This is a genomic window from Kitasatospora sp. NPDC059973, assembly GCF_042737525.1.
Lineage (GTDB): Bacteria > Actinomycetota > Actinomycetes > Streptomycetales > Streptomycetaceae > Kitasatospora.
Genome location: NZ_JBHWUI010000303.1, coordinates 1 through 4883 on the forward strand (window position 1 = coordinate 1; position 4883 = coordinate 4883).

Genomic DNA, 4883 nt, shown 5'->3' on the forward strand with positions numbered 1-4883 from the left:
GGCCGGCCCCCGACCGGGGCGGCTCACCGCGGCGGCCCGGCAGGCCCTGGTGGTGACCGGAACGCCGCCGCCGGGCGAAGGATCCCGCTGACGGCCGCCCGCCCCTCGACGTCCTCGGCGGCGGGCCGGACATCCGTCCTCCGACGGCGGCGGGACCGCGGGTCGCGGGCGGCAGACAGCCCCGGGCCCGGCCGGGGTGACCGACCGGGCCCGGGGCGGACGGTGGTCAGTAGCGCAGCACGGCGGCGATCCGGTCGCGGCCGGCGAGCTCGCCGGAGGGGACGAACTGCACCTTGGCGCCGGTGTCCAGGGCGCGCTCGACGATCTCGTCGACCATGTCGTCGCGGACGTCCGGCTCGTCGGCGGTGGTGGGCACCAGGTGGCTGTCCGTGACCCGCACCGGCTCCCAGTAGTCCTCCTCGACCGCCAGCAGCGCGGCCCGGCCCTCGTTCACGTTCTGCCAGACCTCGTCGATGCCGGCGGCCAGCGCCTTGACGCTCTGGGCCGAGTCGAGCCGCGCGTGGAGTTCGGCGACGGCCTGCTGCTCCTGCTTCGCGACGATGGGGCGGACGGCCTCGGCGACGGCGGCGGCCGAGGCGTGCCCCAGGCCGCCGCGCGGCACCTGGGCGGCGGCCCGCTTCACGGCGGTGCCGACCTCGTCCAGCAGGGCGAGCGCGGCGGCCTCGCCGAGCACGTACAGCGGGCGCGCGTCGGCCTCCAGGACTGCGGCCAGCGCGGTGTCCGCGTCCCGCAGGAAGCGCCTGGTCTCCTCGTCGCGGAAGGTGCTCGGCACGTCGCCGATCCGCTCCTTGCGCTCGACGTCCCAGTCCGGGCCGACCTGGTCCAGGGGGAAGGCGCCCGCCGTGTGCTCGGCCAGCCGCGACGCCGTACCGCCGAACAGCGCGACCCGGTCGGCGGCGACCGTCAGCACCCAGTACGGCGCGCCGGCCGCGTAGGCGGAGACGAGGTTGCGGGTCAGGAAGGTCTCGGAGAACACCACCCGGGCGGCGACGCTCCGGGGCAGCGACCAGACCTGGTGCTCACCGGGCGCCACGAAGATCGCCAGACCGTCCTCGGCGTGCACCAGGTCGATCTCCCGCAGGGCCCGGTCCAACTGCTCCACCACGTCCAGCCGGTCCGCCCGGGACACGGCCTCGTCCGCGTGCAGCCGGTTCTTGGCCTCCGCGATCAGATTGCGCAGGCGCACCGGGTCCTGGGCGTTGTCGGGCTCGCTTCGGTGGGTGGGCAGCAGGATGGAGACGGCCGGGTAGCGCCGGGGGCGGCGCAGTTCGGCGAGGACGGCAGGCGTGAGCTCGGCTGCGTGCATCGGATGCCCTTCTTGTCGCGGTTGCCTCGACATGCTCGGCAGAATCAGATTCTCTTATGGTTTGCCAGCTTTGCCGGATTTGCCTCTCCACCCCTCCCCATCCAAACCCGCTCCTATGCCCGCCGCCACCGAAAAGGTGTCCGTATCCACGGTGGGACCGGGCGCACCGGACCCACCGGGAGGCCCGCCCCCGCTCGCGGAGGATCCGCCGCTCAGCTGAGGCGCAATCAGAACCCTCTGATCGTCGGATCGTTATGTCGTACGGCGGACCCAGCCCCTACGCTGAGCGCGACGCGCGGCGGGCGCTGGCCGAGGCGGCGGAGCTGCACCGGCGGGTGCACGGCCACGACCACCCCGCGTGGGCGGAGAACCGGTGGCGGCTGGGCCGGGTGGTGGCGGCCGCCGGACAGGACGCGCGGGCCCGCGGGCTGTTCGTCGAGGCACGGGCGGTGCTGGCCGCCCGGCTCGGCCCGGAGCACCCCCGGCTGGTACCGATCGACGCCGCGCTCGCCGGGCTCGGCCCCCGCCCGCGTGACGAGGACGGGTGAAGCCGGCAGCCCGGCCGTAACCCGGGTGGCGCAGTGTCGTTGGGCGGGGCATGAAGAAGCGCAGCTTGCTCGCCGTCGCCTCGCTCGCCGTGGGTGTCGTGGCCTCCCTCACCGCTCCCAGCGCGCACGCGGGCGCGATCGGCGGCCAGGGGGACCTGTCCGGCCCGCTCCAGCAGGGCGGCACGCTGAACGCCGCGCCCGACGCCCTGCCGGGGCAGGTCGGCGACGCCGGCGGGGTGCTCGGCGAGGCCACCGGTCACGTGACCGGTCAGGCGGACGGCCTGATCGGCCTGCCGTCCTGACGCCGGTCCGGGCGGTACCGGCGCTCGGTGTGGTCAGCCGAGCGGGGCGCCGAGGTCCTGGGTCCAGTAGAGGCCGCCGGGCCCGGTGGTCACGCCGATGCCCACGTCCTTGAAGCCGCAGTCCAGCATGTTCGACTGGTGGATCCCGCCGTCCATCCAGCGGGAGACCACGGTGGCGGGGGCGGTCGGGCCCCGGTCGAGGTTCTCGCCCCACTGGGACCAGCGGTAGCCGGCCGCCGACAGCCGGGCGTCCGCGCGGGCGCCGTCGGGGTTGACGTGGTCGAAGTAGCTCCGGGCCACCATGTCGTCCGAGTGCTTCTGCGCCGCCGCGTGCAGCTTGGGGTCGATCCGCAGCGGGGCGCAGCCGACCTTGGCACGCTCGGCGTTGACGAGGTCGACCAGCTGGCGCTCCGGGCTGGGCGGCGTGGCCGGGCGCGCGGTCACCGGGGACGGCGGCGGGGTGACGGCCACCGGCGGCTCGGTGGGTGTCGAGGTCGGCGCCGGCGGGGCCGCCGGGGTCTCGGTGACGGGCGGTTCCGGTACGGACTGCACGGGTATCGCGGGCACCGGCAGGCTGTCGGGCAGGGTGTCGGGCGCGGCGCTCGGGGTGGTCGGTTCGGGCGCGGCGTGCTCGGGTCGCGGATGCGGCCAGACCAGGGCGAGGGTCGCGACGGCCAGCACCGCGGCCGTACCGCCCGCGACGGCCGTCCGGCGCCGGATCGGGCCGAACCGGCCCTGCGCTCCCCCCGGTCCGGACGCTCCCCCGGAGCCCGTGGCACCGCCACCCGGCCCGCCACCCGGCCCGCCGGCGGAGCCCGGCGGCGGCGGGGAGCCGGCCGCGGCGGCCGCGGCCTGGAGCTGCAGCCCGGTGGGCGAGTCCAGCGGGATCGGCACCAGCGCCAGGCCGGCCAGCAGGCCCTCGGCGGGGAAGAGGTCCCGGCCGAGCCCGTCGCAGCCGGCGCAGCCCCGGATGTGCCGGGCGATGCGCTTGCGCCACACCGAGTCCGGGGTGCCGTCCCAGCCCGCCGTCAGCTCGACCAGCTCCGCGCAGCGCGGGTAGGCGGTGAGCGCGCGGACCACCACCCGGCCCGCCTCCAGTTGCTTCTTCATCCGCTGGACCCGGACCGCGGTGTGCTGCGGCGTCAGGTCGAGCGCCTCGGCGAGTTCGGCCCGGCTGAGTTCGCCGCAGGCCTCCAGCCACCAGAGCGCGAGCAGCTCCCGGTCGTCCGGGTCCAGCCAGCGGGTGGCCTCGGCGACCTCGCGGCGCTGGCCGGACAGCCCCAGCCGCAGGATGGTGAGGTCGGTGAAGTCGGCCCGCGGGTCGGCGAGCTCCCAGGCCTCGTCGAGGCCGCCGACGGTGGTCTGCTGCTGGCCGGTGAAGCGCCGGCGGACCTGGTTCATGGTGATCGCGACCAGCCAGGAGCGGAAGGATTCGGGGTCGCGCAGCCCGTCCAGGCCGTCCAGCGCCCGGATCATGGTCTCCTGGGCCACGTCGTCGACGTCGGCGTGGCCGTTCAACGCACGGCCGGCGACGTTGTAGACCAGCGGCAACCAGGCGGCGACCAGCGCCTCCTGGGCCTGCCGGTCGCCGGACTGGGCCGCCAGCACCAGGGTCGTCCCGGTCCTGCTCTGCACGTCAACGTTCATGGGTACGCACTCCGTCTTGCCGTCATCCGTCCGCCGTTGCCTCCTGGGAGACCTCGGGGAAGTGCTCAGATAACAACAATTCGCGCGGATTCGGAAACGGGGGTTCGAGCGGGGGCGCGGAGATCAGGACGGGGAGGCGAAGACCTGGGTCCACCAGGGGCCGCCGGAGCCGGTCTTCACACCGACGCCGATCTGCTTGAAGGAGCAGTTCAGGATGTTGGCGCGGTGGCCGGGGCTGTTCATCCAGGCGTCCATCACGGCGGCCGGGTCCTTCTGACCGCGGGCGATGTTCTCGCCCCAGCTGCTCCAGCGGTAGCCGGTCGCCTCGATCCGGTAGTCCGCGTGCCGACCCTCGGGGCTGGCGTGGTCGAAGTAGTTGCGGGCCGCCATGTCCTCGCTGTGGCCCTGGGCGGCGGTGGCCAGCCGGGAGTCGGCGGTGAGCGGTCCGCACCCGTTCTGGGCGCGCTGGGCGTTGACCAGGTCCACGACCTGCTGGGCGTACTGGGCCGAGGTGCCACCCGCGGGGGCGCCGCTCGCGGGGGCCGCGGTGGTCCGGGGCGGCGTCGCGGCCGCGCTCGTCGAGGCCTTCGGGGCGGTGCCGGCGCTCGCGGTGGAGGTCGGCTTGGCGGTCGCCGAGGCCGTGGCCGGGGCGGACGCGGTCGTCGCGGCGGCACCGGCCGAGGGGCTCTGGCCCGCGGCGGCCGGGTCGGACGGCGCCGGGGTCGCGGTGGCGGCGTGGGCCGGGTCGGCGGCGGAGGGGCTGTCGGTGGGCGAGGGCTTGAGCGCCGGGTCGATGACACCGGACCCGGGGATCTGGATCCCGTTGTGGTCCCCGGCCTCCGCCGCGATCTGCGGGTCCAGGGCCACCGTCCACTGCCCGTCCCGGTCGGCGGACCCGTGGTAGTAGCCGTACCCGGCGCCGGCCAGCGCGGCGATCACCCCGGTACCCGCCACCGCGGCGACCACCGCCACCACCGGGCCGACGCCGCGACGGCGGCGGCCCCGACGGCCGCGCCCCCGGTGGCGGTCGGCCGCCCGCCGGGCCGCGCGGCCGCCCGC

Annotated in this window: 5 protein-coding genes; 2 read left to right on the top strand and 3 right to left on the bottom strand. The window is 76.1% G+C overall.

Annotation, left to right across the window (positions count from 1 at the left end; genetic code table 11):
• Positions 1-226: 226 nt before the first annotated feature.
• Positions 227-1327 (bottom strand): chemotaxis protein, encoded by a 1101-nt coding sequence (locus tag ACFWA9_RS38165; RefSeq protein WP_352291974.1) that lies wholly within the window; start codon positions 1325-1327, stop codon positions 227-229.
• A gap of 254 nt (positions 1328-1581) precedes the next feature.
• Here ACFWA9_RS38165 and ACFWA9_RS38170 point away from each other — a divergent pair, with 254 nt between their 5' ends.
• Both ACFWA9_RS38170 and ACFWA9_RS38175 read left to right on the top strand, forming a co-directional pair.
• Entirely contained in the window at positions 1582-1875 is a 294-nt protein-coding gene (locus ACFWA9_RS38170; protein WP_380393987.1) for a tetratricopeptide repeat protein, read from the top strand.
• A 50-nt stretch (positions 1876-1925) separates the two neighbouring features.
• The gene (locus ACFWA9_RS38175; RefSeq protein WP_352291970.1) at positions 1926-2177 is read left to right on the top strand and encodes a hypothetical protein; all 252 of its coding nucleotides are present in this window, start codon (positions 1926-1928) and stop codon (positions 2175-2177) included.
• 33 nt (positions 2178-2210) lie between these two features.
• On the opposite strand, the gene ACFWA9_RS38180 is transcribed toward ACFWA9_RS38175, so the two are convergent.
• Together ACFWA9_RS38180 and ACFWA9_RS38185 are read right to left on the bottom strand one after the other, a co-directional pair.
• On the bottom strand, positions 2211-3824 hold the full coding sequence (locus tag ACFWA9_RS38180) for a sigma-70 family RNA polymerase sigma factor (RefSeq protein ID WP_380393990.1): 1614 nt from the start codon (positions 3822-3824) through the stop codon (positions 2211-2213).
• A 123-nt stretch (positions 3825-3947) separates the two neighbouring features.
• Positions 3948-4883, bottom strand: a 936-nt coding sequence (locus ACFWA9_RS38185) for a CAP domain-containing protein (protein WP_380393993.1), incomplete at its 5' end; no start/stop codon positions are given.